This window comes from Cellulomonas cellasea (assembly GCF_006538745.1).
GTDB lineage: Bacteria > Actinomycetota > Actinomycetes > Actinomycetales > Cellulomonadaceae > Cellulomonas_A > Cellulomonas_A cellasea.
In genome coordinates this window covers 19410-44506 of sequence record NZ_BJLR01000007.1, presented here as the reverse complement: position 1 = coordinate 44506, position 25097 = coordinate 19410, and the positions used below count along the sequence as shown (strand labels likewise).

Annotated in this window: 24 protein-coding genes and 1 tRNA gene; 14 read left to right on the top strand and 11 right to left on the bottom strand. The window is 75.1% G+C overall.

The annotated features are described in order from the left end of the window. The first annotated feature begins 330 nt into the window (after positions 1-330). Positions 331-3306: an exoglucanase CbhB gene (cbhB, locus tag CCE01nite_RS02795; protein WP_052104508.1), complete on the top strand. Its 2976-nt coding sequence runs from the start codon at positions 331-333 to the stop codon at positions 3304-3306. A 96-nt stretch (positions 3307-3402) separates the two neighbouring features. On the opposite strand, the gene CCE01nite_RS02790 is transcribed toward cbhB, so the two are convergent. Next, positions 3403-4221 (bottom strand): DUF6596 domain-containing protein, encoded by an 819-nt coding sequence (locus tag CCE01nite_RS02790; protein WP_034635302.1) that lies wholly within the window; start codon positions 4219-4221, stop codon positions 3403-3405. 22 nt (positions 4222-4243) lie between these two features. Beyond that, positions 4244-4642: a YciI family protein gene (locus CCE01nite_RS02785; RefSeq protein WP_034635305.1), complete on the bottom strand. Its 399-nt coding sequence runs from the start codon at positions 4640-4642 to the stop codon at positions 4244-4246. Positions 4643-5038: 396 nt separating this feature from the next. Here CCE01nite_RS02785 and CCE01nite_RS02780 point away from each other — a divergent pair, with 396 nt between their 5' ends. After that, a complete protein-coding gene (locus tag CCE01nite_RS02780; RefSeq protein ID WP_141371947.1) occupies positions 5039-5803 on the top strand; it encodes a hypothetical protein in 765 nt (254 codons plus the stop codon). A 57-nt stretch (positions 5804-5860) separates the two neighbouring features. Here CCE01nite_RS02780 and CCE01nite_RS02775 read toward each other — a convergent pair whose 3' ends face one another. Further along, a complete protein-coding gene (locus tag CCE01nite_RS02775; protein ID WP_034635314.1) occupies positions 5861-6256 on the bottom strand; it encodes a RidA family protein in 396 nt (131 codons plus the stop codon). A 120-nt stretch (positions 6257-6376) separates the two neighbouring features. Between CCE01nite_RS02775 and CCE01nite_RS22475 the strand changes: the two genes are divergently transcribed. The 5 genes from CCE01nite_RS22475 (at position 6377) to CCE01nite_RS02755 (ending at position 11230) form a co-directional block, all read left to right on the top strand. Continuing rightward, the gene (locus tag CCE01nite_RS22475; RefSeq protein WP_307722712.1) at positions 6377-6721 is read left to right on the top strand and encodes a helix-turn-helix transcriptional regulator; all 345 of its coding nucleotides are present in this window, start codon (positions 6377-6379) and stop codon (positions 6719-6721) included. Then, positions 6679-7350, top strand: coding sequence for a helix-turn-helix transcriptional regulator (locus CCE01nite_RS02770; protein WP_307722711.1), 672 nt, complete (start codon positions 6679-6681; stop codon positions 7348-7350). Before CCE01nite_RS22475 ends, CCE01nite_RS02770 begins: the two co-directional genes overlap by 43 nt. Before the next feature lie 210 nt (positions 7351-7560). Continuing rightward, positions 7561-9327: a sensor histidine kinase gene (locus tag CCE01nite_RS02765; RefSeq protein ID WP_141371946.1), complete on the top strand. Its 1767-nt coding sequence runs from the start codon at positions 7561-7563 to the stop codon at positions 9325-9327. After that, the gene (locus tag CCE01nite_RS02760) at positions 9315-9983 is read left to right on the top strand and encodes a response regulator transcription factor (protein WP_034630729.1); all 669 of its coding nucleotides are present in this window, start codon (positions 9315-9317) and stop codon (positions 9981-9983) included. Before CCE01nite_RS02765 ends, CCE01nite_RS02760 begins: the two co-directional genes overlap by 13 nt. After that, on the top strand, positions 9980-11230 hold the full coding sequence (locus CCE01nite_RS02755) for a DUF4097 family beta strand repeat-containing protein (RefSeq protein WP_052104189.1): 1251 nt from the start codon (positions 9980-9982) through the stop codon (positions 11228-11230). Before CCE01nite_RS02760 ends, CCE01nite_RS02755 begins: the two co-directional genes overlap by 4 nt. Positions 11231-11305: 75 nt before the next feature. Here CCE01nite_RS02755 and CCE01nite_RS02750 read toward each other — a convergent pair. Beyond that, positions 11306-11379: transfer RNA gene (locus CCE01nite_RS02750), tRNA-Pro, on the bottom strand. Between the two features lie 213 nt (positions 11380-11592). Here CCE01nite_RS02750 and CCE01nite_RS02745 point away from each other — a divergent pair. Further along, complete coding sequence (locus CCE01nite_RS02745) at positions 11593-12639, top strand: hypothetical protein (protein ID WP_034630726.1); 1047 nt, start codon at positions 11593-11595, stop codon at positions 12637-12639. Between the two features lie 17 nt (positions 12640-12656). Further along, positions 12657-15053, top strand: coding sequence for a glycoside hydrolase domain-containing protein (locus CCE01nite_RS02740; RefSeq protein WP_141371945.1), 2397 nt, complete (start codon positions 12657-12659; stop codon positions 15051-15053). 27 nt (positions 15054-15080) lie between these two features. Here the strand turns inward: CCE01nite_RS02740 and CCE01nite_RS02735 are convergent, their stop codons facing one another. Next, positions 15081-16067: a metallophosphoesterase gene (locus CCE01nite_RS02735; protein ID WP_034630724.1), complete on the bottom strand. Its 987-nt coding sequence runs from the start codon at positions 16065-16067 to the stop codon at positions 15081-15083. Then, positions 16067-18496: a transglycosylase domain-containing protein gene (locus CCE01nite_RS02730; protein WP_034630721.1), complete on the bottom strand. Its 2430-nt coding sequence runs from the start codon at positions 18494-18496 to the stop codon at positions 16067-16069. The genes CCE01nite_RS02735 and CCE01nite_RS02730 overlap by 1 nt, the downstream gene beginning before the upstream one ends. Before the next feature lie 288 nt (positions 18497-18784). Between CCE01nite_RS02730 and CCE01nite_RS02725 the strand changes: the two genes are divergently transcribed. From CCE01nite_RS02725 to CCE01nite_RS02715, 3 genes are read left to right on the top strand one after another with little or no spacing between them, the layout of a single operon-like run. Then, positions 18785-19090 carry a WhiB family transcriptional regulator gene (locus CCE01nite_RS02725; RefSeq protein ID WP_428829501.1) on the top strand — a complete coding sequence of 102 codons (306 nt, stop codon included), beginning with the start codon at positions 18785-18787 and terminating at the stop codon, positions 19088-19090. 10 nt (positions 19091-19100) lie between these two features. Then, entirely contained in the window at positions 19101-19259 is a 159-nt protein-coding gene (gene sp36, locus CCE01nite_RS02720) for a Sp36 family protein (RefSeq protein ID WP_141371944.1), read from the top strand. After that, positions 19259-19726: a RidA family protein gene (locus CCE01nite_RS02715; RefSeq protein WP_034630718.1), complete on the top strand. Its 468-nt coding sequence runs from the start codon at positions 19259-19261 to the stop codon at positions 19724-19726. Before sp36 ends, CCE01nite_RS02715 begins: the two co-directional genes overlap by 1 nt. Positions 19727-19809: 83 nt before the next feature. Here the strand turns inward: CCE01nite_RS02715 and CCE01nite_RS02710 are convergent, their stop codons facing one another. Continuing rightward, on the bottom strand, positions 19810-20487 hold the full coding sequence (locus tag CCE01nite_RS02710) for a Crp/Fnr family transcriptional regulator (protein ID WP_034630716.1): 678 nt from the start codon (positions 20485-20487) through the stop codon (positions 19810-19812). Positions 20488-20540: 53 nt separating this feature from the next. After that, entirely contained in the window at positions 20541-20951 is a 411-nt protein-coding gene (locus CCE01nite_RS02705; RefSeq protein WP_141371943.1) for a hypothetical protein, read from the bottom strand. A 171-nt stretch (positions 20952-21122) separates the two neighbouring features. Between CCE01nite_RS02705 and nth the strand changes: the two genes are divergently transcribed. After that, positions 21123-21827 (top strand): endonuclease III, encoded by a 705-nt coding sequence (gene nth / locus CCE01nite_RS02700; RefSeq protein WP_034630710.1) that lies wholly within the window; start codon positions 21123-21125, stop codon positions 21825-21827. A gap of 115 nt (positions 21828-21942) precedes the next feature. Here nth and CCE01nite_RS02695 read toward each other — a convergent pair whose 3' ends face one another. Both CCE01nite_RS02695 and CCE01nite_RS02690 read right to left on the bottom strand, forming a co-directional pair. Then, entirely contained in the window at positions 21943-22872 is a 930-nt protein-coding gene (locus CCE01nite_RS02695) for an alpha/beta fold hydrolase (protein ID WP_034630707.1), read from the bottom strand. Positions 22873-22976: 104 nt separating this feature from the next. Continuing rightward, positions 22977-23723 carry a winged helix-turn-helix transcriptional regulator gene (locus CCE01nite_RS02690; protein ID WP_034630704.1) on the bottom strand — a complete coding sequence of 249 codons (747 nt, stop codon included), beginning with the start codon at positions 23721-23723 and terminating at the stop codon, positions 22977-22979. A 200-nt stretch (positions 23724-23923) separates the two neighbouring features. Here CCE01nite_RS02690 and CCE01nite_RS02685 point away from each other — a divergent pair, with 200 nt between their 5' ends. Then, positions 23924-24688 carry a hypothetical protein gene (locus CCE01nite_RS02685; protein ID WP_034630702.1) on the top strand — a complete coding sequence of 255 codons (765 nt, stop codon included), beginning with the start codon at positions 23924-23926 and terminating at the stop codon, positions 24686-24688. Between the two features lie 14 nt (positions 24689-24702). Here CCE01nite_RS02685 and CCE01nite_RS02680 read toward each other — a convergent pair whose 3' ends face one another. After that, a complete protein-coding gene (locus tag CCE01nite_RS02680) occupies positions 24703-25074 on the bottom strand; it encodes a DsrE family protein (protein WP_034630701.1) in 372 nt (123 codons plus the stop codon). Between the last annotated feature and the right edge of the window lie 23 nt (positions 25075-25097).

Below are 25097 nucleotides of genomic sequence, written 5' to 3'. Positions count from 1 at the left end.
ACCGCGCCGACGGCGGCCGGTCCGCACACCCCCGTCGGGCGGACGGCCCCGGGCGGAGGCCCGTGACCGCGAGGTTGTAGGAGCGCTCCCATCGACGCCGATGGCGGGCGCGCACGGGGCCCCCGCTGCCGCAGCGGGGGCGACGCAGGGCGGCACGCGCAGGACCGGACCGCAGCGACGCGGACCGGTACGACGCGGGCCTCCCACCCTCCGGTCGCACCAGGACGGCGCGACCGGGCCGGCCCGGCGGCGGGGCCACCGGCGTTCCCGGCGCAGCGGGACCGCGTCCCGGGCACCCTCACCGGCGCCCTTCGACGAGAGGAAGTTCGCATGTCAGGACTCACCCGACGACGTGTCGCCTGGGCGGTCTCCGCCCTGGGCGTGTCGTCGCTCGTAGCCGTGTGCGGGATGCAGCCCGCGCTGGCGTCGCCCGCGCCCGCGGCCGCCGCACCCGCTGTCGCGCCCGCCGCGATCGAGGAGGGCGGCGAGTACCAGAAGCGCTTCCTCGAGATGTACCAGGACATCAAGGACCCCGCGAACGGCTACTTCAGCCCGCAGGGCATCCCGTACCACTCGGTCGAGACCTTCATCGTCGAGGCCCCGGACTACGGGCACGAGACCACGTCGGAGGCGTACAGCTTCTGGATCCACCTCGAGAGCGCCTACGGCGAGGCGACCGGCGACTGGAAGCCGCTCAACGACGCGTGGGCCACGATGGAGAGGTACATGATCCCGCAGGCCGCGGATCAGCCCACCAACTCGTTCTACAAGCCGTCGGCGCCCGCGTCCTACGCGAGCGAGTTCAACCACCCGAGCAACTACCCGTCGGCGCTCGAGTCGGGCGTCTCGGTCGGCCCCGACCCGATCGCGGCGGAGCTCAAGGCCGCGCACGGCACCGACGACATCTACGGCATGCACTGGCTCGCGGACGTCGACAACGTCTACGGCTTCGGCGCCTCCCCGGGCGCGGGCTGCACCAACGGCCCCGGCGCGGGCACGTCGTACATCAACACCTTCCAGCGCGGCCCGCAGGAGTCGGTCTACGAGACCATCCCGCAGCCGTCGTGCGACGAGTTCGAGTTCGGCGGCAAGAACGGCTTCCTCGACCTGTTCACCAAGGACGCGTCGTACGCCAAGCAGTGGAAGTACACGAACGCCCCCGACGCCGACGCGCGCGCGATCGACGCGATCTACTGGGCCAACCAGTGGGCCGGCGCGCAGGGCAAGGCGTCCGACATCGCGGGCACCGTCGGCAAGGCGTCGAAGATGGGCGACTACCTGCGGTACGCGCTGTTCGACAAGTACTTCAAGAAGATCGGCTGCACCTCGAAGAGCTGCGCGGCCGGCACCGGCAAGGACAGCGCCCACTACCTGCTGTCCTGGTACTACGCGTGGGGCGGCGCGACCGACTCCAGCGCCGGCTGGGCGTGGCGCATCGGCTCGAGCCACAACCACTTCGGCTACCAGAACCCGATGGCGGCCTGGGCCCTGTCGACCGACGCGGCGCTCAAGCCCAAGGGCGCGACGGCCGTGTCCGACTGGTCCAAGAGCCTCGAGCGCCAGCTCGAGTTCTACCAGTGGCTGCAGTCCGCGGACGGTGGCATCGCCGGTGGCGCGACGAACAGCTGGGACGGCGCGTACGCCACGCCGCCGGCCGGGACGTCGACGTTCTACGGCATGGGCTACACGGAGGCGCCCGTCTACAACGACCCGCCGTCGAACTCCTGGTTCGGCATGCAGGTGTGGTCGATGGAGCGCATCGCGCAGCTCTACAACGCGTCCGGCAACCCGAAGGCCAAGGCGCTGCTCGACAAGTGGGTCCCGTGGGCCCTCGCGCACACCAAGGCGAGCGGTGCCGACTGGGCCGTCCCGTCGACGCTCAAGTGGACGGGTCAGCCCGACACCTGGAACCCCGCGAGCCCCGGCACCAACGCCGGTCTGCGCGTCGAGGTCGCCAGCCAGGGCCAGGACGTCGGCGTCGCCGGCGCGCTCGCCCGGACGCTCATGTACTACGCCGCCAAGGCCGACCACGCCGAGGCGCAGGCCGCGGCCAAGGGTCTGCTCGACGCGATCTGGACCAACAACCGCGACTCGATCGGCGTCTCCACGACGGAGACCCGCGAGGACTTCAAGCGTCTCGACGACGTCATGACCTCGACGACCGGCGACGGCGTCTACGTCCCCGCCGGCTGGACGGGCACGATGCCCAACGGTGACGTCATCAAGCCGGGCGTGAGCTTCCTCGACATGCGCAGCTTCCTCAAGAACGACCCGGCGTGGCCCAAGGTCAAGGCGTACCTCGACGGCGGACCGGCCCCGACGTTCAACTACCACCGCTTCTGGGCGCAGACGGCCATCGCGACGGCCCTGGCCGACTACGACCGCCTGTTCGACGACGGCGGCACCGTGCCGCCCGTCGACACGCAGAAGCCGACGGTCCCGACGGCCCTGACCTCGACGGCCACGACGGCCACGAGCGTCACGCTGGGCTGGACGGCCTCGACGGACGACGTCCGCGTGACGGGGTACGACGTGTACCGCGGCACGACCCGGGTGGGCTCGGCGACGGGCACGACCTACACCGACACGGGCCTCACGGCCGCCACGGCGTACTCGTACACCGTGCGGGCGAAGGACGCGGCGGGCAACGTCTCCGACCCGTCGACGGCGCTGAGCGTCACGACGAACGAGGGCGGCGGCACGATCGACACGACACCGCCGTCGACGCCGCTCGGTCTCGTGTCGCCGAGCAAGACGACGACGTCGGTCGCCCTGACGTGGCAGCCGTCCACGGACGACGTGGCCGTGACGGGGTACGACGTGTACCGCGGCACGACCCGGGTCGGCTCCACCACGACGACGTCGTACAGCGACACGGGTCTCACGGCGAGCACGGCGTACTCGTACACCGTGCGGGCCAAGGACGCCGCCGGGAACGTCTCGACGCCGTCCGCGGCGCTGAGCGTCACGACGAGCCCCGAGGTCACCCCGGGCGCCTGCAAGGTCACCTACACGACCAGCGACTGGAACTCCGGTTTCACGGCGTCGGTCAAGGTCACCAACACCGGCGCGGCGCTCTCGAGCTGGAAGCTCGGCTTCTCGTTCGCGGGCGGTCAGCGGGTCCAGCAGGGCTGGAGCGCGGTCTGGTCGCAGAGCGGCACGGCCGTCACCGCGGACAACGCCCCGTGGAACGGCAACCTCTCCGCGGGCGGGACGATCGACGTCGGGTTCAACGGGTCGCACACCGGCCAGAACCCGAAGCCGACCGCGTTCACGCTCAACGGGGCTCCCTGCACGGTGGGCTGACGCCCGCAGCACGGAGCACCACGCACGCCCCGCAGGGTCGGTCCGCTCGTCCGGACCGGCCCTGCGGCCGTGCTCGGGGCGGGGACGTGCACCGCGTCAGGTCAGGCGGGCGGCCTTGAGCGTGAGGTACTCGCGCTCGCGCAGGTTGGTCGCGGCTGCGGCGGCGTGCCGGTAGGCCTCGACGGCGTCGCGGGGCCGGCCGTCGAGCTCGAGCAGGTGGGCCCGCACGGCGTGCAGCCGGTGCCCGCCGCCGAGGCGCTCGGCCACGCCGTCGAGCGCGGCCAGACCGCGCGCGGGTCCGTGCACCATCGCCAGGGCGACGGCCCGGTGCAGCGCCACGACAGGGCTCCCGGTCAGCGCGTGCAGGCGGTCGTACAGCGCGAGGACCTGCGGCCAGTCCGTCGCCTCCGAGCTGGGCGCCTGGTCGTGCAGCGCCGCGATGCAGGCCTGGAGCGTGTGCTCGCCCGGGCGGCCGGCGCGCAGGGCGTCGGTCGCGAGGTGGACGCCCTCCACGACGAGGCGCCGGTCCCACAGCGAGCGGTCCTGCTCGGCGAGCGGCACGAGCTCGCCGTGCGGTCCGGACCGCGCGGGCCGGCGGGCCTCGGTGAGCAGCAGCAGCGCCAGCAGGCCGGTGACCTCGGCGTCGTCGGGGACCGCGGCGTGCAGCACCCGGGCCTCGCGCCGCCGGCGGGCGGTGACCTCGCGGTGCTCGTCCGCGAGCCGCCGCACCGCGACGCGCACGAGCCAGCCGACCGGGTTGTCGGGGACGCCGTCGCGAGGCCACTGCTGGGCCCCCGCGAGCAGCGCCTCCTGCACGGCGTCCTCGGCGGCGGCGAAGTCGGCGTGACGCCGCGCGACCGCCCCGAGGGCCTGCGGCGCGCACCGGCGCAGCAGGCCCTCGACGTCGGTCGTCATGCTGGCGGTGGCTGTCGGGTCGTCACTCGGCCGCCGGTGCGCTCATGACCTCGCGCACCTCGATCCGCTGCTTGATCGGCAGGCCGCCCTGGGCCGGCGCGGCCGACGCCCTCGCCGCGATCTCGATCGCCCGGTCGAGCGAGTCGACGTCGACGAGCCAGTAGCCCGCCAGGAGCTCCTTGCCCTCGGGGTAGGGGCCGTCGATGACGACGGGTGCCCCGACGCCGTCGCTCACGACGAACTTCGCCTGGTCCGGGGACGCCAGGCCCTGCCCGTCGACGAACTCGCCCCGCTCGGCCAGCTCGGCCTGGAGCGCGGCCTGGAACGCGAAGTGCGCCTGGAGCTCCTCGGGGGTCCAGCGGTCCATCGGCTCGCACGCCGACTCGACGCCGCCGTAGTCCATCATGATCATGTAGCGCATCGTGCGTCTCCTTCGTCGTGACGGCCCTGCGTGGTGCCGTTCGACAGGGTGTCGCACCCGGCCCACGTTTCTCGACAGCACGCGGTCGTCACTCGACGGCGCCTGCGCGGTCACCCGCACGGGCAACGGCGGGAGCCCCGGTCCCCTCCGCGTGGCAGCCCGGCGTCGCCCGGCGCACACTCGGTGGCATCGCCGCACGGCTTCCGGGGGGAAACCATGACCGCACGAGCGCGAGCACACCGACGTGCCGCCGCAGCTTTACCTGTTTCCACACCTGGACGGAGAACCGTCCGGGCGCGCGCGCACCGCGGGGTCGCCGTCGCGGTCGCCGCGCTCGCGGTCACCGTCGCGGGAGTCGTCGCACCCGCCGTGCCCGCGACGGCCGAGGTGCCGACCGTGCGGTGCAGCGACCTCGCCACCGACCGGTACGGCGCGGTGGTGTGGCAGCGGATCGACGCCCACCTGCTCGTCGACAGCGGCAGCTGCTCCCTCGTCGGCGTCGGCGTCCACGGCGACGCGACGGTCGCCGCCGGCGCCGAGCTGCAGCTCGTCCGGTCCTCGATCCACGGCGACGTCGACTCGGCGGGTGTGTTCCGGGTGATCGCCGGCACCGTGGACGGCGACATCTCCACGAGCCGGCCCCCGGGCTCGCGCCCGTACGTGACGCTGGACCACGCCCATGTCCAGGGCGGCCTGACGGGTTCCGCCTCGTCGTACGTCGTCCACGACTCGACCGTGGTCGGGGCCGTCGACGTGACGGAGACGGAGGCCGTGTCCCTGTACTTCTCGTTCCTCGGCGGCTCCGTCTCCGCGCGCACCACGGTGGCCTTCGCCTCGGAGCGGAGCACCGTCACCGGTGACCTGAGCGTCTCCGGCGCGAGCACGCTGTACACCCGGCTGTGCACCAGCACCGTGCACGGCGACCTCACCCTGTCCGGCGCCGAGGGACCGGTCGGCCTCGCGACGGTGGACGCGGACGGGCACCCGTGCCCCTCGACGGTGGACGGCTCCGTGCACGTCACCGGCAGCAGCGGCGACGTCACGATCGGCCGGCTCTTCGTCAAGGGCGACCTGGCGTGCACCGGCAACACGGGCCCGGGCGGTGTCGTCCTCCTCGCCGGCGTCTCCGTCCGGGGCACCCGGTCCGGGCAGTGCGCCTGACCGGGTCGACGAGGCGACCGGCGAGCAGGGCAGCGGCCCGGCCCGCCGGTCCCGCCGTCACGCGACCGCGGTGCCCTCGAGCTCGATCATCAGGCCGGGCACCGCGAGGCGCGTGACCCCGAGCAGGGTGCTCACGGGAGCGACCCCGGCGGCGGCGAGCCGCGACGCGAGCACCCCGTAGTGCTGCAGGAGCAGGTCGACGTCGGTCGTGAAGACGTTCAGCCGGACGAGGTCCGACAGCGACAGGCCGGCGTGACGGAGGACGCCCTCCAGGTTGTCGAGGCTGAGCGCGACCTGCGCCGCCATGTCGTCCGCGTGCTGCGGCGCCCCGTCGGCGTCCGTCGCGGTCTGCCCGGAGCAGTACAGCGTGCGGGTGTGCCCGGAGACGAGCTCGCCCTGGTGGAAGCCGAGCGCCTGCGACCACGTCACCGGGTCCACTGCCGTTCGTTCGATCGTCACATCGGGTCCTTCGGTCGTCGGGAGTGCGGACGCGGGCCTGCGGTTCGCCGGCCCGGACAGCACGCTGCCGCCCGATCACGACACCTCCTGTCGTGTATTCGCTACGGTCGTCGGGTGCGCGCGGACCGGCTCGTCTCACTCGTGCTGCTGCTCCGCCGGCACGGCCGCCTCTCCGCGGAGACGCTGGCCCGCGAGCTCGAGGTCTCGACCCGCACCGTGCTGCGCGACGTCGAGGCGCTGTCGGCAGCCGGCGTCCCGGTGTACGCCGAGCGCGGCCGGCACGGCGGCTTCGCGCTGCTGCCCGGCTTCCGGACGGAGCTCACCGGGCTCACCCACGACGAGGCGCTGGCGTTGGTCGTCGCCGGGTCGCGGCGTGGCGCGGAGGCCTTCGGACTCGGGCGGCGCTCGCGTCGGCCGTGCTCAAGGTCGTCGACGCGCTCCCGGCGAGCAACCAGGTGACCGCGGCGCGGGCGGCCGAGCGGCTGCTCGTCGAGCCGGACACCGACCTGCTGGCGCGCCGCGCGGACACCGACGACGTCCCGGGCACCGTCACGGCGGCGGTCCGGCGGGCGGTGCTCGCCGGGCTGCGGCTGCGGCTGCACTACGCCGTGCCGGGGCAGGCGCCGGGCTGGCGGACGGTGGACCCGGTCGGCCTCGTCACCGTGCGCGGCCGGGCGTACCTGCTGGCCGCGCGGTCCGGCGCCGACCGCACGTACCGGCTGTCCCGGGTGCTCGCCGCCGAGGTCCTCGACGAGCCCGCACAGCGCCCCGAGAGCGTCGACCTGGAGCGCGCGTGGCTCGACCGCAGCGCGCGCTTCCGGGCAGGCGACGCCCAGGTGACGGTGGGCGTGCGCGTGCGGGCGGAGCGACGGGACGAGCTCGTCGGCACCGCGCTCGCCGCCGGCGGCGAGGTGGCCGACGCGGACGGCTGGCTGCGGGTCGAGGCCACGTTCCAGGACCCGCGGCACGCCGAGTGGGTCGTGTGGCAGCTCGGCCCGGACGCCGAGGCCCTGTCCCCACCGTGGTTCCGGACCGCCCTGCACGAGCGCGCGTCGGCCGTCGCGGCGCGCTACCGCGACCACGCGTGACCCGGCTCCGTGGGAGGGCGTTGGACGAGGCGCTGGAGAACGAGGCGGACCCGTCGCGGTGGGTCGGGTACCCGGGCTGACCCCGTGCCGGGGGCCGGGTGCGGGACCGGGCGGCACGACGACCGCTGACCGGGGTGGGGGAGCCCCCACCCGGGACGTGGGGGACCGCAGGCTGGGGCCGCGTGCACGCCGGGGCCTAGCGTCGTCCCCATGACCTCCGACGTCCCCGCGCCGCCCCCGGCGCCGGCCTCACCGAGCGGCGCCGGCGCGCCCGCGGACCCGGCCACCGAGCCGTCCGCGGCGAGCGCGCCGCCCACCGTCCCCACGCCCGCCCCGAACCCGGGCGGTGCGCCCGCAGCGCCCGCCGCACACGCAGCGCCCGCCGCACCCGCCACACCCGGGGTGCCCGTCTACGCACGCACCGCCCCCGGGGCGGCCGACGCGACGCCGACGGCCGTGCTCACCGCCCCCGCGCCCGGCGGCCGCGGCGCGCCGGCCGCCACCGCGCCGGCCGCCACCGGGCCCACCGCCACCGCGCCGGCCGCCACCGGGCCGACCGCCACCGCGCCGACCGCCGCCGCGCCGACCCTCGTCGCACCGGCTCCGGTGGGCGCCTCCGCGGCGCCCCCGCTCCCGGCGCCCGCCCTGACCGTCGACGACGACCTGCGCGTCGTCGCCCCCGCGCTCACGGGCGGCCGCGAGCTGCTGCGTGCGCCGGTCAGCGCCGCGACGTGGCGCGCGGTGTCGCAGGCGACCGTCGGCATGTGGCTCCTCCTCGCCGCGTCGATCGCGCTGGTCATGGCGCTCGGGATCTCGGTCGCGTTCGCGCTGCTCGTCGTCGGCATCCCGCTGCTCGTGCTCACGCTGCTTGTCGCCCGACCGCTCGCCGGGCTCGAGCGCAGCCGCCTGCACGCCCAGCTCGGCGTCGACATCCCCGCGCCCGAGTACCGCCGGGCGGTCGACGCCCGGCTGTGGCGCCGGGCCTGGGGCGTCCTCACGGACGTCCGGAGCTGGGCCCACCTGGCGTACGCGCTCCTGGGCCTCGGGGTCACCGTGCTGCAGACGATGCTGGTGTGGGTGCTCGGCGGGTTCGCGCTCGCCGGGATCGCCTTCCCGCTCTACGTCACGTCCACCGACGTCCCCGTCAGCCGGGTCCCGTTCCTCGTCCTCGCCGGGCTCGTGGGCACCTGGGTGTGGCCGCTCGCGCTGCAGGCCCTCACGCTGCTGCACGTGCGTCTCGCGCGGGGCCTGCTCGGGTGGCCCCGCAGCGCCGCCGCGGTGCAGGCCGCCCGGGTCGCCGCGCAGGTCGCGCAGGAGCGGGCGTCGCAGGCGGAGGTCCGCGCCGTGCAGCTGCGGGAGACCCGCACGCGCGCCGTCGGCACCGCGGAGGACGACCGCCGCCGCATCGAGCGCGACCTGCACGACGGCGCGCAGCAGCGGCTCGTCGCGCTCGGCGTCGAGCTCGGCGTCGCCAAACGTGCCGCCGCGCAGGACCCGGTCGCGGCCGCCGCGGCGCTCGACCACGCGCACCGCGAGGTCAAGGAGACGCTCGCCGAGCTGCGCGACCTCGTGCGGGGCATCCACCCGGCGGTCCTGACCGACCGCGGGCTCGACGCCGCGCTGTCGGCGCTCGCCGCCCGGTGCACGGTCCCGGTCACGGTCGACGTGCCCGACCCGGCGTCGCTCGCCGCCGCCGGCCCGAGCGCCCAGGCGGCCGCGTACTTCGTGACCGCCGAGGCCCTGACCAACGTCGCCCGGCACTCGGGCGCCCGCACCGCGACGGTCCGCGCCACGGTGCACGACTCCGTGCTCCGCCTCGAGGTCGTCGACGACGGCCGCGGCGGCGCGACGGCCCGGCCCGGCAGCGGGCTCGACGGCCTGCGCAGCCGCGTCGAGGTGCTCGACGGCACCCTGACGCTCGACAGCCCCGTCGGCGGCGGTACCCGACTCACCGTGGAGGTGCCGTGCGCATCGTGATCGCCGAGGACTCCGTCCTCCTGCTGGACGGCCTGACCCGGCTCCTCGAGGCTGAGGGCCACCAGGTGACCCCCCACAAGACCGCCGACGAGCTCGTCGCCGCGATGAGCCGCGCCGACGCCCTGCCGGACCTGCTCGTGACCGACGTCCGGATGCCGCCGTCGCACACCGACGAGGGCCTGCGCGCCGCCGTCCACCTGCGCAGCATCCACCCGAGGCTCCCGGTGCTCGTGCTCTCCCAGTACGTCGAGCAGCGCTACGCCGCCGAGCTGTTCGCGGGGGACGTGCGCGCGCTCGGCTACGTCCTGAAGGACCGCGTCGCCGACGTCGACGAGTTCCTCGACGTCGTCGGCCGGGTCGCCGGGGGCGGCACCGTGATCGACCCCGAGGTCGTCGCGCAGCTGCTCGCCCGCGGCCGGCGCGCCGGGCTCGACGCCCTGACGGCGCGGGAGCGCGACGTCCTGGGCCTCATGGCGGAGGGCCGCTCGAACGCGGCCATCGCCGAACGTCTCGTGATCGGCCTCGGCGCCGTGGAGAAGCACGTCACGTCCATCCTGACCAAGCTCGACCTCGCCCCCGACGGTGACGACCACCGTCGCGTGCTCGCGGTCCTGCGCTGGCTCGAGCACGCCCCCATCGGAGGAGACCGACCATGACCACGCACCACGAGCCGCTCGCGGACACCGCGGTGCTCCCGCGCGACGCCGCCCCCCGCACCCCCGACGCACCGCCGCCCGGTGGCCCGAACCCGCCGACGGCGCTGCCGCCCGCACCATCCCCGCGCGGGCCGGGCGCCCGGGCGCTCACCTGGGCCGGCGGGCTCGTCGGCGGAGGGCTGCTGGTGCTCGCGGCCTTCCAGGCGGCCGACCAGGTCGGGCAGAGCACCGCCACGGAGCAGCGGGAGTTCGCGCCCGCCGGCGTCGTCGAGCTCGTCGCCGACGGCCCGGTGGAGGTGACCGTCGGGACCGGGGAGGTCGAGGTCGTGGCGCGCAGCCGCTCCGGGTTCGCCGACCCCGTGCTCGACGGGCGGCTGCAGGGCGACCGCCTCGTGGTGCAGCACCTGTGCACGCGCACCTGGTTCGGGAGCTGCACGGCGGGCCTCGACGTGCGGGTCCCCGAGGCCACCCAGGTGGTCGTGCGGTCCTCCTCCGGGAGCATCGTGGCGTCCGGGATCGCGGGCGACGTCGACCTGAGCTCGGGGGACGGCAGCGTGTCGGTCGACGGCATCGACGGGACCGTGCTCGCGGTCTCCGGCTCCGGCGGTGTGGAGGTGCACGACGCGACGGGCGCCGTCGAGGCCCGCTCGTCGGACGGGTACGTGCGCGTCGTCGACGCGGGCGGCGACGTCCGCGCGAGCTCCGGGTCCGGCGCCGTCGAGGTCGCGGGCGTGCAGGGCACGGTCGACGCGCGCACGAGCGACGGGTCGGTCGACGTGCGGGAGACCGACGGCGAGGTCGTGGCCCGCTCCGGCAGCGGTCGCGTCGCGGTCGCGGACGCCGGCGGCCGGGTCGAGGCGCAGAGCTCGGACGGGTCCGTCGAGGTGCTGGGCGCGGACGGTGACGCGCTCGCGGTCTCGGGCAGCGGGCACGTCACGGTCTCGGGCGCCAAGGGCCGGGTCGAGGCCCGCTCGTCCGACGGCCAGGTCGACGTGAGCGACGTCACGGGCGACGCCACGGCCGTCTCCGGCAGCGGCTCGGTCACGGTCGACGCGGTGAAGGGGAACGTCGAGGCGTCCTCGAGCGACGGCCCCGTGACGGTGCACGGCACGGGCACCCCGGTCCGGCTCGAGATCTCCACCGCCGACGGCCGGCAGGTCGTCGAGGCCGCGACCGACCCCTCGGCGTCCCGCTCGGTGTCGATCCGCTCGGGCAGCGGCACCGTGTCCTACCTCGGGCCGCGCTGACGCGCCGGCCGCCGAGCAGCGCGACAGAGGGCCCCGACCAGCATCCGCTGGTCGGGGCCCTCTGCTCTCACCCGGTCGGGGTGGCGGGATTCGAACCCACGACCTCTTCGTCCCGAACGAAGCGCGCTACCAAGCTGCGCCACACCCCGGTTGAGCCTGCTCAGGATAGCGGAGTCGGAGGCGCAGGTCGAAACGGCCGCCGGGACGCCCGACTACGCGCTCCGCGGAACCGGCGCGACGCACCGTCGATGAGGGTTGCCTCATGCAGTGGGCGTCTGACACCGTGTTTCGTCGCGGCGGCTCCGGTCGTCGCTCGTTGTCGTCGACACCGTCGTCGCCGGCCTGGACCCGAGGGGGGCACCGTGGACATCACCCGTCGCACCGCGCTCGCGGTCCTCGGCGCCGGGGCCGGGGCGGTCGGGCTCGCGACGGGCGCGCACGGCCACGCCGGGGAGCCGCAGCCCGCACCCGCAGCGGGGCCGTGGTCGTCCACCGCGGTCGAGACCACGACGCTGGGCTGGTTCGACGCCGGCTTCACCGCCGAGACGCTCGCCGAGGTCCCGCGGGTCCTCGAGGTGCGCGGGCTCACCCCGTCGACGCCGGCGCTCGCGGGCGTCCTGGTGTTCGATCCCCGGCTGCTCGCGCGCCGCGGCGACGTCATGCTCTCGAGCACGGGCCGCGTCTGGACCGTCCCGGTCACCGAGCACCGCACGGCCGAGGGGGCCACCGAGCTGCGCTTCGCCCTGACGAGCGCGCCGGACGCCGCGCCGCACGACGCCCCGACCCTCGTGCTCCTGCCGCTCGTGCCGCGCGCGCTGTACCCCGCGGAGAACCTGCCCGGCGTCGTCCCGCTGGCCCTCGCGCTCACGGGCGGTGCCGGCGAGTACCGGTGGGCCGACGTGTCGACGACCACGCCCCGCGAGCCCTGGGGCGCGGAGCTCGCCGCCGCGTGGACGTCGTGCGGCGTCGGTCCGGCGCGCAGCTACCGGTTCCCGGTGGGCGTCCGTGTGGCCGGCGTCGGCCCCGGCCCCGTCCCGGCGGGAGCCCGCCTCACCGTCGACCTCGACGCCCGGCTCGTCGCCGCGGTGGCCGCCTCCGAGCTGCGCCTCGACGGCACCCCGGTCGACCGCGCGCTGGCCGACGTCTCCTCGACGCGTGTGGGGGACCTCCTGCGGACGGTCGTGCAGCTGCGTGACCAGATCCCCGCGGACGCGGTCCTCGACGTCGCGCTCGACGTGACGCCCACCGGCTCGGCGCACGACGTCGCCGGGCTGCACTACGCGACCGTGACGCTCGCCGGGCTGGACGACGCGACGCGCCCGCCGCGCGCGACCGGCCGGTACTCCGTGAGCGACCTCACGTCCTCGGGCACCCCGCACGCCGAGTCCGCCACGTGCGGCACGACCTGAGCGGGGGAGGACGGACGATGGCGGACTTCTGGGTCCAGGAGGCGCAGGCCTGGGTCAACACGACGTACGGCGGGGTGCCCGGCTACACGCCGGTCGAGGTCGACGGCCGCACCGGCTGGCGCACGGTCTTCGCGCTCACGCGCGGCCTCCAGGTCGAGCTCGGCATCACGGCCCTCTCCGACAACTTCGGGGCGACGACGACCGCGCGGTTCGCCGCCCAGGTCGGGACGCTGACGCCGCAGAGCCCCGCGTCGAACGTCGTGCGGATCCTGCGGTGCGCGCTGTGGTGCAAGGGGTACCAGGGCGGCGACGTGCGCGACGGGGTGTTCGACGACGCGCTCGCGCTCGCGGTCGTCCGCGTCCTGCAGGACCTCGGGCTGCCCGGCACGACGCCCGCGGTCGACGTCAAGGTCATGAAGAGCCTGCTCAGCATGGACGCGTACCTGACCGTCCCGGGCGGCAGGGACGCGGTCCGGGCGTTCCAGCAGTGGCTCAACGCCCGGTACCTGAGCCGGCTCGACTTCGCGGTCGTCCCGTGCGACGGCCGCTACGCGCGCGACGTCCAGCGCGGCCTCATGCTCGGCGTGCAGTACGAGATCGGGATGGCCGACGGCGTCGCGAACGGCAACTTCGGCCCCGGGACCCAGGCCGGCCTGCGCGGGCCCGCGTACGTCGAGCCGGGCAGCACCGACGAGCGCGGCGCGTTCGTCCGGCTCTTCCAGGGCGCGCTGCTCTGCAACGGCCACGACACCCCGCTCGACGGCACGTTCGGCGCCGGGACGTCGGGGGCGGTCTCGGCGTTCCAGGACTTCGTGCAGCTCGCGCCGACCGGCGTCGGGGACTTCGCGACGTGGGCCTCGCTGCTCGTGAGCTCGGGCGACCCGGACCGCCCCGGCACCGCGGCGGACACCTCGACGCCCCTGACGCCGCCCATGGCGGCCGCGCTGCACGACGCGGGCTACCGGACCGTCGGGCGGTACATGAGCGTCGCGACGAAGCGCTACCGGCGGGCCGAGCTCGACGACGTGCTCGCGGCGGGCCTCACGACCTTCCCGATCTACCAGGAGTTCGGCAACGAAGCCAAGTACTTCACCGAGGAGATCGGCTACGGCCACGGGCTCGCCGCCGCGCGCCGGGCCCGCCAGCTCGGCTTCCGGCCCGGCGCGGTGATCCACTTCGCGGTCGACTACGACGCCACGAACGACGACATCGACGCGCGCGTGCTCCGCTACTTCGAGGGCGTGAACCGGGGCATCGGCGCCGCCCGCGCGGGGGAGTACCGGGTCGGGGTGTACGGGTCGCGGAACGTGTGCGCCCGGGTGTGCGCCCGCGAGCTCGCCGTCAGCGCGTTCGTCGCGGGCATGTCGCGCGGCTGGAGCGGCAACCTCGGCTTCCCGCTGCCGCCGCAGTGGGCGTACGACCAGGTGCAGACCCTCACGGTGGGCGCCGGGGCGGGCGTCGTGACGATCGACAAGGTCATCCGCTCCCCGCGCGCCGAGCCGGTCGGCGCCGACGGGCTCGTCGAGACCCCGCGCGGCACCGACGACGCGGGTTTCCACCAGATGTTCTGGTCGCTGACCCAGCTCCGCTTCGAGGCCGAGGTCGCGCTCCGGGCCGCGTCGGACGAGGCGCGCACCCACACCGACGACCTCGTGCTGCACCACGCGCAGACCGGCCGGTACGCGACGCCGGCGTGGGCGGCGTACACCCCGCTCGCCGAGACGCTGCTGCCCGACCCGGCCGCCGCCGAGATCGCGGCGGCGCGGGCCCGGTTCCTCGCGACCCCGCCGCCCGCCGCCGACCCCGCGGACTACGACGGCGACCTCGCGCACCTCGCGGCGAGCGCCCGCGCCTGGTCGATCGCGGGCTTCGCCGACGACCCGGCGACGGTGAGCCGTGGCGACCTCGGCAGCTGGGCCCTCGACCTCGTCGGGCTCTGGGCGGAGTACGCCGCGGCCCGCGAGGCGGGATCGGAGCCCCGCGGCGGCGCGAACGCCTGGCTCGCCGACCGGATCGGCACCGGGACCGGTGCGCTCACGCGCGCCGACCTCGTCGCGGACGTCGACGCCTACCTCGTCGCCCGGGCCCGCGAGGCCGACCCCGCGCGCGGCGTGGCGGACGTGGTGCGCGAGGTCCTCGTGCGCTCCGCGGCGGACCCGACGTGGCGCTTCGCGGCGTTCGTCGAGGCGCGCTTCGGCGGCCGGCACGTGACCGCCCGGAGCGCGGTGGCGGCGCTCGTCGACACGCGGACCCCGTGGCGCGACGGGCCGGTCGCGCAGTTCTCGGGCACCCGGCGACCCGGCGAGCGCAGCGCCGCGGTCACGAGCCGGCGCGAGCTCGGCGGCGAGGCCCGTGCGGTCGCCCAGGCGTTCGTCACGGTGCTGTGGCGGCTCGCGGGGCGCCCGCTGTCCTGAGGCGAGGGACGACGGGCCGCGGGCCGGTCAGCGGGCGACGAGGGTGAGCAGCGTCGCCTCGGGGCGGCACGCGAACCGGACTGGCGCGTACGGCGACGTCCCGAGCCCCGCAGAGACGTGCAGCCACGTCGACCCGTCGCCGCCCGGGCGGTCCGGGCGCGGGCCGGGCCAGCCGTGCAGGCCCTTCGCGCGGCTCCGGTCGAGGTCGCAGTTCGTGACCAGGGCGCCGTAGAGCGGGACCGCAAGCTGGCCGCCGTGCGTGTGCCCCGCGATGACGAGGTCGGCGTCGTCGGCGTGCATCGCGTCGAGCACGCGGCGGTACGGGGCGTGCGTGACGCCGACGTGCAGGTCGACCGCGGTGCCGCCCGCGCGCGAGGCGTCGGTGCGTGTGCCGCCCGCGCGTGAGGCGTCGGTGCGGGCGTCGTCGGCGCCGCCGGCCGCCGGGAAGCGGTCCTGGTCGAGGTGGGCGTCGTCGACCCCGACGAGCGAGATCCGCCGCCCGGCCACGTCGATCGTGTCGCGCCGGTTCGTCAGGTCCTTCCAGCCCGCGGAACGGAAGCGGGCCGCGAGCTCGCGCCAGGGCAGCTCCGTCGGGCTCGGGTGCCGCGCGCCGCGCGAGTCGGGCAGGAGGTAGCGCCCGGGGTTCTTCGGGATGGGCGCGACGTAGTCGTTCGACCCCAGGACGAACGCGCCGGGCTTGGCGAGGTGCGGCTCGAGCGCGTACAGCAGCGGGCCCATGGCCCCGAGGTGCGCCCAGTTGTCGCCCGTGTCGATCACGAGGTCGGCGTCGAGCGACGCGAGGTCGCGCACCCAGTCGACCTTGCGGCGCTGGCCCGGCACGAGGTGCAGGTCCGCGAGGTGCAGGACGCGCAGCGGTGCCTCGCCCGCGGGCAGCACGGGCACCGTGACCTCACGCAGCACGTACCAGCGCACCTCGACGAGCGAGGCCCACGCGAGCGCGCCCACGCCGCCCAGCGCGAGCCCGCCGAGGGCCCGCGCCGTCCCGGCCGGCATCAAGGACGCCCGTTGCCCTGGCCGTTGCCCGGGTTCGGCTGGCCGCCCCCACCCGGGCCCGGGGCCGGCTGCCCGCCACCCTGACCGCCGCCCTGCGGCTGCTGCCCGTTGGACAGCTGGAGCGTGATCGTCGAGCCGGCCGGGGCGTCACCGCTCGGCGACTGCGCGGCGACGCGTCCGGCGCCCTGGAACGAGGGGACCTGGTTCGGGTCGATGCTCACGCGGAAGCCTGCCTGCTCGAGGCGGCGGCTGGCCTCGCCGGCGTCCCAGCCGACGACGCTCGGGACGCCGACGCGCTTGCCGTAGAGCTCGTCGTTGGACGGGCCCGCGAAGCCGGGGACCTCGACGCCCTCGAGCGCCCGGACCATGTACCGCTTCCACGTCGGCGCGGCGACGGTCGACCCGAACATGTACTTCACGAACTCGCCGTTCACCGTGATGTTCTGCACGGGGATGAACCCCTCGCTGAAACCGACCCAGACGGCCGCGGCGCGCAGCGGCGTGTAGCCGACGAACCACGTGTTCTCGTTGCGGCTCGTCGTGCCCGTCTTGCCGGCGGCCGGGAACGGCGGCTCACCGACGGACTTCGCGGTGCCTGACCACACGTTGCTCAGCGCGAAGTTCATGGCGTTCGCGATGCGCTCGTCGAGCACCCGGCGGCAGTTCGCGGACGGGATGGGCAGCTCCGCGCCGTTCGCGTCCTGCACGCTCGTGATCGCGACCGGCGCGCAGTACGTGCCGCCCGACGCGAACGTCGCGAACGCGGACGCCATCGTGAGCGGCGCCACCGAGTCGGTGCCCAGGACGTTGGCCGGCACGACTGTCGGGTCGCCGCCCGTCCCGGTGTGCACGCCGAGCTCCTTCGCCGTCTGCATGACGCCGCAGAGGTCGATGTCCTTGGCCATCGCGATGTAGCCGGAGTTGACGGAGTTCTTGGTCGCGTCGAGGACCGACATGACGTGCCGCGAGTTGTTCTCGGCGTTCCCGAACTTGTAGGTCGGGGGCGTCGAGCCGCGGAAGTTCACGCACGAGGAGTTGAACTCGGTCATCGGGTACTCGAGCGGCTGGGCGTTGACGGACTCGTTGAGGCTGTGGCCCTCCTTGAGCCACTGCACGAGCGTGAACGGCTTGAACGTCGAGCCGGGCGCGAAGCCGGCGGAGCCGCCGTACGCCTGGTCGGTGTTGTAGTTGACCGCCGTCTGGCGCGCCTGGCCCTCGGCCTCGCCCGCGGGGGAGTAGATCCGGTTCTGGGCCATCGCCTTGATCTGGCCGGTGCCGGGCTCGACCACGCTGATGGCCGACGCGACGTTCGACGGGTCGTCGACCGGGATCCCGGCCTTGACCTCGGCGTCGGCGATCGCCTGCTCGCGGGGGTCGAGCGTCGTGCGGATCGTCAGGCCGCCGCGGTACAGCAGCTCCTCGCGCTCCTCCGGTGTCGCGCCGAACGCGGGGTCGTTGACGATGACCTTGGTGACGTAGTCGCAGAAGTACCCGGCGCCCGGCACGACGTCGCTCGCCGCGGCGCACGTGAGCTTGGTCGGCTGCACACGGAGCGTCGCCTCGAGGGGCGTCGCGAGCCCCGCGTCGTGCTCCTCCTGCGTGATGAGCTTCTGCTCGAGCATGAGGCCCAGGACCGTCGCCCGGCGGTTCGTCGCGTCGGCCGGGTTCTTCACGGGGTCCCACTTGGTGGGCGCCTGCGTGATCCCGGCGATCGTCGCGGCCTCGAGGTAGTTGAGCTCCGCCGCCGGCTTGCTGAAGTAGTACTGCGCCGCGGTCTCGACGCCGTAGATCGCGATCCCGAACTGCGCGATGTTGAGGTAGTTCTCGAGGATCTGGTCCTTCGGCATGCTCTTCTCGAGCGCGATGGCCAGCTTCGCCTCGCGGAGCTTGCGGCTGATGCCCTCGGCGCCCTCGGCGGTGCGGGCGGCCTCGAGGGCCTCGCGGTCGTCCTCACGCTTGGCCTTCTCGATGAGCACGTTCTTGACGTACTGCTGCGTGAGCGTCGACGCGCCCTCCTTCTGGTCGCTCAGGAGGGTCTTGACCGTCGCGCGCGCCATGCCGGTGGGGTCGATGCCACCGTGCTCGTAGAACCGCTTGTCCTCGACCGCGAGGACCGCCTGGCGCATGATCGGCGCGATCTGGTCGAGCGGGACGACGATGCGGTTCTCGTCGTAGAACGTCGCGAGCACCGAGCCGTCGGCCGCGAGCATCGTCGACTTCTCCGACAGCGGGCGCTGCGCGCCGAGCTCGGAGGGCAGGTCGTCGAACGCGGTGACCGTGAGGTCGGTCGCGCCGTTGGTGACGGCGACCGCGGGCAGGATGAGCCCCGCGGCGAGCAGACCACCGACGGCGGCCATGAGGACGAACGCGAGGAGGAGCGCGAGCGCCTGGAACGCGTTGACCTGACGGCCGCGCACAGAGGTAGCCATGATCCGTAGGGTACGTGAGGCGGCTGACGGCGCGTCGTCGGGACCACGGCGCGGGCGACCGTCTCCACGCGACCTGCACACCTCCTCCTCCGCTCCTCTGCGCGCGCGAGGCCCCCACGCGGGTGAGTCGTGGCCGGCCAATAGCCCGGGACGGGACAAATCGGGTGAAAACGGCCGAAGATGACCCGATCGGAGGACTGTGGGGCGGTGCCACCAGGCACTACGGTCCCCGCAGGGCGCTCAGGCGCTACGGGGCGCCGGATCGACCGGCGGAGGTCGACGAGAGGTATGTGCGTGGCGACGATGCTGCAGGACGCGCACTGGGTCGCTGGAGCCGCGTGCGGCGTCGGCAAGGTGTCCCCGGACGCGCTGTTCGTCGAGGGGGCCGCCCAGCGGGAAGCGAGATCGGTGTGCACCGGGTGCCCGGTGCGGCTCGAGTGCCTCGCCGACGCGCTCGACAACCGGATGGACTTCGGGGTCTGGGGAGGCATGACCGAGCGTGAGCGGCGGGCGCTGCTGCGCCGTCGGCCCGAGGTCCGGTCGTGGCGGGCGGAGCTCGTCGGGACGGGGGAGCCGGTCGGGGCGTCCCGCTAGGGTGTGGCCCATGGCCACCACGTGGGAGTACGCGACCGTCCCCCTGATCATCCACGCCACCAAGGCGATCCTCGACCAGTGGGGCGCGGACGGCTGGGAGCTCGTCCAGGTGATCCAGGGGCCCGACGCGGGCCTCGTGGCGTACCTCAAGCGACCCAAGGGCGCGTGATGGGGGCGACCGAGCGGCTCGCGGAGCTCGGCCTCGAGCTGCCGCCGGTCGCGGCACCCGTCGCGTCCTACACGCCGGCGGTCCGCACCGGGCAGTACGTCTACACGTCGGGTCAGCTGCCGTTCGTCGACGGCGCCCTGCCCGTGACCGGCAAGGTCGGCACGGGCGAGGGCCTCGTCGACCCGGCGGACGCCGCCGGGCTCGCCCGCACGGCCGCGCTCAACGCGCTGGCCGCGGTGGCCTCGGTCGCCGGCGGGCTCGACAACGTCGTCCGCATCGTCAAGGTCGTGGGCTTCGTGGCGAGCGACCCGTCGTTCACCGGGCAGCCCGCGGTCGTCAACGGCGCGAGCGACCTGCTGCGGGACGTCCTCGGCGACGCGGGCGTGCACGCACGCTCCGCGGTCGGCGTGGCGGTCCTGCCGCTCGACTCGCCCGTCGAGGTCGAGGTCGTCGCGGAGATCGCCTGACCAGCACCCGGCACCCCCACCGGACACCGACGAGGGCCCCGACCGCACGTGCGGTCGGGGCCCTCGTCCGTGCTGCGGGCGCCTCAGCGGGCGCGGCGCTCCAGGCGGTCGACGTCGAGCAGCACGACCGCGCGGCCCTCACGCCGGACCCAGCCGCGCGCGGCGAAGTCGGCGAGCGCCTTGTTCACGGTCTCGCGCGACGCGCCGACGAGCTGCGCGAGCTCCTCCTGCGTGAGGTCGTGCGCGACGCGGATGCCCTCGTCGACGGTCTCGCCGAAGCGGGTCGCGAGGTCCAGGAGCGCCTTGGCGACGCGGCCCGGGATGTCGGAGAACACGAGGTCGGCGAGCGCCTCGTTGGTGCGCCGGAGCCGGTGCGCGAGCGCCTTGAGCAGGTGCAGGGCGACGGTCGGGTTCGTCTCGAGCCACGCGATGAGTGCCGAGTGGGCGAGCTCGAGCAGGCGTGCGTCGGCGACGACGGTCGCGGTCGCGGTGCGCGGGCCCGGGTCGAAGAGCGAGAGCTCGCCGAACATCTCGCCCGGACCCTGCACGGACAGCAGGTTCTCGCGGCCGTCGCTCGAGCGCCGGCCGAGCTTGATCTTCCCGGACGTGATCACGAAGAGCCGGTCAGCGCGCTCGCCCTCGTGGAACAGCACGTCACCCCGGCTGACCTCGATCGGGGACATCGACGCGATCAGTGCACGGGCCGCCTCGGGGTCCATGTTCACGAACAACGGGGCCGACAGTACGACGTCGTCCTCCACGCTGGACCTCCACCCGCTCTGCCGGACACTGCTGCCAGGGACAGTCTGCCGCATCAGCCCCGGTCAGGGCGGACGAGGGTCCTGGCAGGCCGCGCGACGGGCTCGTCGGCGAGGTGCTCGACGAAGCGGTCGGTCGCCGCGGCGAACGCGACGTCCACCTCCGCCTGGTACCGCGCCAGCCGGCAGTCGAGGTCGCGCAGCGCCTCGAGCTGGTGCACCTCGGCCATCGGGAGCCCGGCGCGCAGCGAGCGGAGCAGCTCCACGTGCCGCGGCACGTCGTGGTCGGCGCCGGGTGCGAGCAGCGTGTCGCCGTCGGCGCCGAGCGGCTCGGGGACCGTGATGACGGCGATCGCGACGTCGAGCCGGGCCCGCACGAGCCGGCGCCAGTGTGCGACGCGGCGCCGCTCGGCGTTGAGGGCCGCACGGTGGTCGCTCAGCCGGTCGGCCGTGGAGGTCTCCGCCACCAGCGACATCCGTCCGCTCCCGTCTCCTGCACCGCCACCTGCCGGGCGGTTCACCCGGTAGTTCGACGCGGGAGCGGTCGGACTTGAGCCCCGGGGGCGTCCAGGCAGGTCACGATCACCCGGCGGGCCCAACGTGGACCACGCGGACGCCGCGCCCCGTAGGCTGCCCGTGTGACGACGCGCCGGTGGACCACCGAGACCCACCTGGCACGCGTGCGCCGGGCCCGTCGCATCAACCGGGTGCTCGCGCTGCGCTACCCCGACGCGCACTGCGAGCTCGACTTCACGACGCCGCTCGAGCTGCTGGTCGCGACGGTGCTCTCGGCGCAGACGACCGACGTGCGCGTCAACCAGGTCACCCCCGAGCTGTTCTCGCGCTACCCCGACGCCGCGGCGTACGCCTCCGCGAACCGCGAGGACCTCCAGGACGTGCTGCGCCCCACCGGGTTCTTCCGCGCCAAGGCGGACGCGCTCACCGGCATCGGGCAGGCGCTCGTCGAGCGGTTCGGCGGCGAGGTCCCCGCGCGGCTCGACGACCTCGTGACCCTGCCGGGCGTCGGCCGCAAGACCGCGAACGTCGTGCTCGGCAACGCGTTCGGCGTCCCGGGCATCACGGTCGACACGCACGTCGGCCGGCTCGCCCGGCGCCTCGGCTGGACGACGTCCGAGGACCCGGTCAAGGTCGAGCAGGAGCTCGGCGAGCTCGTGGAGAAGCGCGAGTGGACGATGGCGTCGCACCGGCTGATCTTCCACGGACGGCGGACCTGCTTCGCCCGGAACCCCGCGTGCGGCGCGTGCCCGGTCGCGCTCGACTGCCCGTCGTACGGCGTGGGCGAGACCGACCCCGAGCGTGCCGAGGCGATGCTCAAGGGCTGACGTGCGGGGGCCGGCTCCGGGCCCCGACGGGCGGACGCCCGATCCCTACAACCAGCGGCGCGTGACGACGATCGGCGTGCGACGACGATCGGCGTGCGACGACGGTCGGCCCCGGTCAGACCGGCGCGACCTCGCGCAGCCAGCGCAGCAGCAGCTCGTTGACCCGCTCCGGGGCCTCCTCGGCGAGGAAGTGCCCGGTCCCCGGGATGAGCTCGAACCGGTACCCGGCGCCGAGCCCGCGGGCGACGCGGCCCGTCGCGGCGGCGTAGGGCGCCGAGCGGCAGCCGTCCGCGCCGCCGTGGAGCTGGAGCACCGGGACCGCCTCGGCGGCGCGGAGGGCCGCGAGGTGGCGCTGACCGTCCATGCGGGGGCCCGAGCGCACGAGCCAGCGCACCTGCTCCATGGCCGAGTGCGCGGCGAACGGCACGGACGCCGCGCGCCGGTACGTCGTGGCGACCTCGGGCGTGATCCAGCCGGTGCCGCCCGACCACTCGCGCAGCAGGCGGACCACGAGGTCGGTGCGGGTCAGCGCGCGCTCGGGCAGGAGCGGGAGCTGGAAGAACGCGAGGTGCCGCGCGGCACGCAGCCGCAGCGCAGCACCCCGCTGCGAGCGGGCCTGCAGGGGGTGCGGAGCGGAGAGCGCGGCGACCGCGAGCGTCACGTCGGGCTGGTACGCGGGCATGGCCCACGCGACCTCGCCGCCCGTGCCGCTGCCGACGACGACCGCGCGCTGCGAGCCGAGCGAGCGCACGAGCCCGGCGACGTCCCGCACGAGGGTCGGCACGTCGTAGCCGAGCGGGGGCTTGTCGGAGCCGCCCGACCCGCGCAGGTCCATCGCGGCGACCCGGTACCCGGCCTCCGCGAGCGCGGGGACCTGGTGGCGCCACGCCCACCAGAACTGCGGGAAGCCGTGCAGGAGGACCACGAGCGGCGCGTCGTTGTCGTCCGGCCCGGCGAGCGCGACGTGGAAGCGGGCGCCGTTCGCGGCGACGTGCTGGTGCCGCCACGGTCCGTCGATGAGCAGCGTGGAGGAGTCGACGGTCACCCCGGGGAACCTACCGCCTGGCGGGGGTCGCAGGGTGCCGCGTCATCCGTCCGGGGAGCACGCGCGCACCCGGTGTCGCACGGGTGCGCGCCGGGAGGGTGCCGTCAGGCGTCGGTCGGCAGGCCCGCGTCCTCGAGCGGCTCGGCGCCCGCCTCGAGCGCCGCGGCCGTCCGGCGGTCCTTGGGCGGGTCGAAGCGGTAGCCGACGTTGCGGACCGTGCCGATGAGCTGCTCGTGCTCGGGCCCGAGCTTGGCGCGCAGCCGGCGGACGTGGACGTCGACCGTCCGGGTGCCCCCGTAGTAGTCGTACCCCCAGACCTCCTGCAGGAGCTGCGCGCGCGTGAACACGCGGCCCGGGTGCTGCACGAGGTACTTGAGGAGCTCGAACTCCTTGTACGTGAGGTCGAGCGGGCGTCCGCGCAGGCGTGCGGTGTACCCGCCGGCGTCGATCGTGAGCTCGCCCGACGAGATCTCCTGCGGGGCGTCGTCGTACCCCGCGGTCGCGGCGCGCTCCATGACGAGCCGGAAGCGGGCCTCGACCTCGGCCGGGCCGGCGTGCTCGAGGATGATGTCGTCCGCGCCCCACTCGGCGGTGACGACCGTGAGGCCGCCCTCGGTGAGGACGAGCACGAGCGGGACCGTGAGCCCGGTGGCGCGCAGCAGCCGGCACGTGGTGCGCGCGTTGACGAGGTCGCGGCGCGCGTCGAGCACGAGGATGTCGGCGTCGGGCGCGTCGACGAGTGCCGACGGCTCGACCGGGAGGACCCGCACCCGGTGCGAGAGCAGGCCGAGTGCCGGGAGCACCTGTGCCGAGCCCCCGGAGGACGGTGTGAGGAGCAGCAGATCTGCCACCGGCGGACCTCCTAGCCTGGGAGTGGCCTTCACGGTACAGGCTCGGCGCGGTCCTCGACGCGGCTGTCCGGGTGGGCCCGTCTGCGACAATCGTCGCCGTGCCCCGCTCCTCGACCCGCTCCGTGCCCGTGACGCGACCCCTCCCGGCGCCCACCGCGCCGCGCGGGACGACGTTCCTCGGACGGGTCCGGTAGGTCCCGGTGCAGGTCTCGACACGCGCGGTCGCCACGGCCGTGCTCGCGGCGCTCGTCGCCGTCGCCGGCTACGTGAGCGACCCGACGGTCCTCGCCGTCCCCTACGCGCAGTACGCGCTGCCCGGTGTCGTGGCGCTGCTCACCGTCGTGTTCGCGGTCGGCTGGCCGGTCCTGGCCCAGCTCCCGAGCCGGCTCGGGTCGTCGATCGTGATCGGGCTCGTCGGCGTCGGCGCGGTCGCGATGGTCCAGCGGACGGTCGACGAGCCCTACCTGCGTGGGCTCCCCATCGTGTTCGCGTTCTCGGTGCTGCTCGCGTTCGTCAACGAGCTCGCGCGGCGCGGCGGGCGCGAGCGGCTCGTCGAGTCGGTCACGGGGACGGTCGCCGGGACGCTCATCGCGGTGACCGCCGCCGGCTGGGTCGCGACGCAGCACACCCCGGGCGGGGCGAGCCTGCTCGTCGCCGGGGCGCTCGCGCTCGCGGCGGGCTCGGCGGCGTCGGCGCTGCCGTTCCACGGCTGGACCGGCGCGGGCGCGACGACGGGCGCGGCCGCCGCGGCGGGTGCGGTCGGGGGGCTCGTGCTGCCCGCGATCGACCCCGTGGCCGGTGCGCTGCTGGGCGTCGGCGTGGGGGTCCTCGTGAGCTCGCTGCAGGAGCTGTTCGACCGGCTGCCCGCGCTCTCGCGCCGTCCCGCGGCGATCGCGGCGCTCGTCGTGCCCGTGCCCGTGACCGGGATCCTCGTGTACGTCGTCGGGCGCGTGCTCGTCGGCTGACCCCGCCCCGCGCCTCAGTAGACGAGCGCCTGCGCACCCTCGGCGAGCGACTCCTCGACGAACACCGCCGCGCCCGCGATCCGCACACCGGGCAGCACGTCGTCGGGCCCGATGCCGCGGCGCGCCGCGCACTGCGTGCAGACCGTCACGGTGCCGCCCTCGAGCACCGCCTCGATGAGGTCCGGCGCGGCGGCGGCGTGCTCGAGCACGAGGTCGGCCGCGCGGCCCGGGACGCCGAACCACGCGGACTCGCCGGTCAGCCACAGGCTCACCTCGACGCCCGCCGCGACCCCGGCCGCGGCGACGGTCAGGGCCTGGTTCGCGGCCTCGGGCCGGTCGGTTCCGGATGTGGACTTGATCACGAGCGAGCGCCTCGGGGTGGTCACGGGAAGAGCGTAGGGGTGGGGGT

Coding starts and splice junctions, on each gene's coding strand:
- CCE01nite_RS02755 (WP_052104189.1), top strand. CDS start 9,980: ATGACCACGCACCACGAGCCGCTCGCGGACACCGCGGTGCTCCCGCGC.
- cbhB (WP_052104508.1), top strand. CDS start 331: ATGTCAGGACTCACCCGACGACGTGTCGCCTGGGCGGTCTCCGCCCTG.
- CCE01nite_RS02730 (WP_034630721.1), bottom strand. CDS start 18,496: ATGGCTACCTCTGTGCGCGGCCGTCAGGTCAACGCGTTCCAGGCGCTC.
- CCE01nite_RS02785 (WP_034635305.1), bottom strand. CDS start 4,642: ATGCGCTACATGATCATGATGGACTACGGCGGCGTCGAGTCGGCGTGC.
- CCE01nite_RS02740 (WP_141371945.1), top strand. CDS start 12,657: ATGGCGGACTTCTGGGTCCAGGAGGCGCAGGCCTGGGTCAACACGACG.
- CCE01nite_RS02715 (WP_034630718.1), top strand. CDS start 19,259: ATGGGGGCGACCGAGCGGCTCGCGGAGCTCGGCCTCGAGCTGCCGCCG.
- CCE01nite_RS02790 (WP_034635302.1), bottom strand. CDS start 4,221: ATGACGACCGACGTCGAGGGCCTGCTGCGCCGGTGCGCGCCGCAGGCC.
- CCE01nite_RS02725 (WP_428829501.1), top strand. CDS start 18,785: ATGTGCGTGGCGACGATGCTGCAGGACGCGCACTGGGTCGCTGGAGCC.
- CCE01nite_RS02765 (WP_141371946.1), top strand. CDS start 7,561: ATGACCTCCGACGTCCCCGCGCCGCCCCCGGCGCCGGCCTCACCGAGC.
- sp36 (WP_141371944.1), top strand. CDS start 19,101: ATGGCCACCACGTGGGAGTACGCGACCGTCCCCCTGATCATCCACGCC.
- CCE01nite_RS02735 (WP_034630724.1), bottom strand. CDS start 16,067: ATGCCGGCCGGGACGGCGCGGGCCCTCGGCGGGCTCGCGCTGGGCGGC.